The organism is Caballeronia sp., from assembly GCF_049581465.1.
Classification (GTDB): domain Bacteria; phylum Pseudomonadota; class Gammaproteobacteria; order Burkholderiales; family Burkholderiaceae; genus Caballeronia.
Map to the genome: position 1 here is coordinate 1 of NZ_JBAUSA010000047.1, position 4,185 is coordinate 4,185.

Below are 4,185 nucleotides of genomic sequence, written 5' to 3' on the forward strand. Positions count from 1 at the left end.
TAGTTCAGTTGGTTAGAATACCGGCCTGTCACGCCGGGGGTCGCGGGTTCGAGTCCCGTCCGCTCCGCCACTAGTTAAAAAGCCCTTGATTCGTAAGAATCAAGGGCTTTTTGCTATGGTGTTTCAAAATGCACTACCGAGAGCGCGACATACCGCTTAAATCAAGACAAACCCGTTTTATTTTCAATCGCACACGGCCTGCGCGCACTAATCGTGCTTTCAGACTCATGCCTATCGAGCGCACGCAAACGCAGCCGATAAATAAATTCGCGCACGCAAACACCAGCATTGCCAGTGTTCGCGCGACGTTCATGCCCGCCAGCGCCACCCACAATCTCCAGGCACTGGCGCCAACCCGATTATTCGAGCGCTGAAGCCGGGCCGAAGAACTCGTAACGTGTTTGCGATTCGGGCACGCCGAGCGCCTTCAGATTGCGCTTCATCGCCTTCATGAAACCGATCGGTCCGAGAAAATAGGCGTCAACATCACGCGTTTTCGGCAACCATTCGTTGAGCTTCGCCTGATCCAGATAGCCGATGCCGTGCGCCGGCGCATAACCATCGCGCGCTTGCTCGTACATATAGAAACGCTTAAGTTGCGGGTGACGTTCGGCGCGCGCATCGATCGCGTCACGGAACGCATGCACACCGCCGTGCCGCGCCGAATGGATGAAGTGCACCGGACGCTTTGAAGCGAGGGCGGCGTCGAGCATCGCGAGCGTCGGCGTGATGCCTACACCGCCGCTGATCAAGACGAGCGGCTTCTCGTGATCTTCAAGCGTGAACTCGCCGGCCGGGGTGAGCAGTTCGACCGTGTCGTTTTCATTGACGTGGTCATGCAGATAGTTCGAGACCTTGCCGTGCGGCTCGCGCTTGACGCTGATGCGGTATTCGTGACCGTCCGACAAAGCCGACAGCGAATAATTGCGGCGCACTTCTTCGCCATCGATAACCAGCCGAATGCCGATGTACTGCCCCGGACGGAACGCGAGCAACTCGCCGCCGTCATTGGGGCGCAGGTAGAACGACACGATCTCATCGCTTTCGCGAACCTTGCGCGCGACGCGGAAGGACCGCAAGCCGCGCCATCCGCCCGGCGCCTGTTCTTTCTCGGTGTACATTTTTTCTTCTTGACCGATCAGGATATCGGCGAGCTGGCCATAAGCTGCGGCCCACGCTTCGATGACGGCATCAGTCGCGATCTCCGCCCCGAGCACTTCCCGGATCGACCTCAGCAGACAGCCGCCGACAATCGGATAATGCTCCGGAAGAATGTTGAGCGCGACGTGCTTGTTGACGATCGTCGAAACAAGGCCGCCGAGCTGGTCAAGCTGATCGATATGCCGCGCGTACATCAGCACGCCGTTGGCGAGCGCACGTTGCTGCGAGCCGCTTGCCTGGTTCGCCTGATTGAAGTACGGGCGCACTTCCGGGTTCTCGCGAATCAACATCTCGTAGAAGTGCGTGATGAGCGCTTCGCCACCGCTTTCGAGAAGGGGGACGGTTGCTTTGACTATGGCACGGTGTTCGGCTGACAGCATGATCGAGATTCCTTTGATGGTGGACAGGAGGCGATGTTTCGCCGGTTACGGGTCATACGTATCCACGTTTCGTGCCAGCTTGTAAATCTAATAAAAACAATGACTTGAGAAATTTAATGGTCAAAACAACGCTAGTCGATAAGACTCATCCGGCAGTCGAAATGACTGCTTCAGCATTGCTCACGGTACTGGTGCCGCTGATGCAGGATTTGTCGCGCGACCTGAGCGACACCGAGCGTTATCGACGGCTTCTGGAAAGCATGAGAGGCCTGTTTCCCGCCGATGCCACCGCGCTGCTGCGCCTGGAAGGCGGGACGCTGGTGCCGCTGGCCATCGACGGATTGAGCAGCGACACGCTCGGGCGGCGCTTTCGTGTCGCCGAGCATCCGCGCTTCGCGCAACTGCTGGCCCAGCCGCATCCCACTCGTTTTGCTTCGGATTCCGACCTGCCCGATCCCTACGATGGACTCGTGCAAGGCGTGTCCGGCGATCTGGAAGTGCACGATTGCCTGGGCTGTCCGTTGCTTATCGGCGGGCGTCCGTGGGGTCTGCTCACCCTCGACGCGCTCGATCCGGAGCGCTTCGACAGCATCGACATGCAAGCGCTCGAAGCGTTTTTAAGCCTGGCGGCGGCGACGGTAGGCGTGGTCGAGCGTATCGATACATTGGCGCGCACCGGCGAAGAGGAACGGCGACGCGCGGAGGCGTATCGGGTGGCGAGCGACCAGGGCCATCGCGTGATGATCGGCAATAGTCGCGTTCACAAGCGGCTGATGAAGGAGATCGGCATTGTGGCGGGCAGCGACCTGACCGTGCTGGTCACCGGCGAGACGGGCGTCGGCAAGGATCTGGTGGCGAACGCGATTCACGCTTCGTCGGCGCGGGCGAGCAAGCCGCTGATTAGCCTGAACTGCGCGGCCTTGCCCGACACGCTGGTTGAGAGCGAGCTGTTCGGCCACGTGCGCGGCGCGTTTTCTGGGGCATCGGCAGACCGGCGGGGCAAGTTCGAGCTGGCTGACGGCGGCACGCTTTTCCTCGATGAAGTCGGCGAACTGTCGCTCACGGTCCAGGCGAAGTTGTTGCGCGTGCTGCAGAACGGTCAGCTTCAACGCATCGGCTCGGATAGCGAACACACGGTCGATGTCCGGTTGATCGCCGCGACAAATCGGGACCTCGCAGAAGAAGTGAAAGCGGGGCGGCTGCGCGAGGATTTTTATCATCGGCTGAGTGTTTATCCGTTGCACGTGCCGCCATTGCGGGAGCGTGGCCGCGACGTACTGATGCTGGCCGGAAATTTCCTTGAGGAAAATCGCTCGCGGCTCGGGTTGTCGAGCCTGCGTCTTGCCGCCGACGCGCAATCGGCATTGCTGGACTACCGGTGGCCCGGCAATGTGCGTGAACTCGACCATCTGATAGGCCGCAGTTCGCTCAGGGCGCTCGCGGCGCAACCCGAGCGTCCGAAAATCCTGACGCTGACCGCCGCCGACCTGGGTCTCGACGATACCCAGATCCGTGTCAACCCCGTGAATCCGTCCGACGCGCCTGGCGTCAATCCGGACCTTGGCGGTAAGGATTTCCGCAGCGCAGTAACATCGTTCGAGCGCGCTGTCTTACTCGATGCACTCGCACGAAACGATCAAAATTGGGCATCGACTGCACGCGAACTCCAATTGGACCGGGCAAATCTTAATCGTCTGGCGAAGCGGCTGGGCCTCAAATAAAGCGCTCTAAATGCAATGCCGGCAGGCATTGAAACGTCCGCTTAATGGTCACCTGAAAATAGCAATAAATGGCTGTATTGTTGTTTCGATCGGTCGCCTGGATTTTGCGCATTTCGCGCGTGTCACCGCTTCGGTCCTGCACCTGACCTAGTTCGTGTGATGCTTGATACACAACGTTTCAGGCAAATCGCGACAAGAATTCACTCAAATTTTGAGATGTGTCAAAAAGGTTTAAACGAATCAGTTCATTCTTGCGTCGCGCGCATTGTTTATCTGCAATAGTAGTAAGCGCTGTTTTCATTTGGGATTGAGTGAATCTTCGTACTCGATAAATCGGCGCGCATGAATTAAGCTTGTTTGCCATCGAATCAGTTTGGTCGTAAAAAATAATGCGTCGCGAAGGGCATGCAGCTACTTCGCAGTACATACAACAACCCTCATGAGGGACACGACGGTGGGCAAATGCTGGGTTGTAATTTCAGGCGTGCTGCTTGCGTGTTTTAGCCTCGGGGCGTTTGCCGCGGGCGACGCGCCTGCGGAGAAAGCACCCGACACCATGCAGGCGCGCGTGATGGGTTGCGCTGCGTGCCACGGCGGCCAAGGCCAAGGCACGGACAACGACTACTACCCGCGTCTGGCCGGAAAACCCGCGGGCTATCTCTACAACCAGTTGCTCGCGTTCCGGGACGGCCGTCGCAAATATCCGCCAATGAACTATCTATTGGCCTATCTCCCCGACGCCTACCTGAAACAGATCGCAGATTACTTCGCCGCCGAGCGCCCGCCGTTCCCGGCACCCACGGCTGTCACCGCCAACGCGGCCACGCTCGCGCTGGGCAAGTCCATCGTCAGCAACGGCGATTCATCGCGGAAGATTCCTGCTTGCGCGGCTTGCCACGGCGGGGCGCTGACCGGCATGGAGC

Annotated in this window: 3 protein-coding genes; 2 read left to right on the forward strand and 1 reads right to left on the reverse strand. The window is 58.9% G+C overall.

Annotated features, from left to right (window positions below; all coding sequences use genetic code 11):
* Positions 1 to 359: 359 nt before the first annotated feature.
* The gene (hmpA, locus tag WCA53_RS00940; protein WP_423904365.1) at positions 360 to 1,541 is read right to left on the reverse strand and encodes an NO-inducible flavohemoprotein; all 1,182 of its coding nucleotides are present in this window, start codon (positions 1,539 to 1,541) and stop codon (positions 360 to 362) included.
* 116 nt (positions 1,542 to 1,657) lie between these two features.
* Here hmpA and norR point away from each other — a divergent pair, with 116 nt between their 5' ends.
* Together norR and WCA53_RS00950 are read left to right on the forward strand one after the other, a co-directional pair.
* Positions 1,658 to 3,262 (forward strand): nitric oxide reductase transcriptional regulator NorR, encoded by a 1,605-nt coding sequence (norR, locus tag WCA53_RS00945; protein ID WP_423904368.1) that lies wholly within the window; start codon positions 1,658 to 1,660, stop codon positions 3,260 to 3,262.
* A gap of 556 nt (positions 3,263 to 3,818) precedes the next feature.
* A partial coding sequence (locus WCA53_RS00950; protein ID WP_423904371.1) for a c-type cytochrome occupies positions 3,819 to 4,185 on the forward strand: 367 nt, incomplete at its 3' end.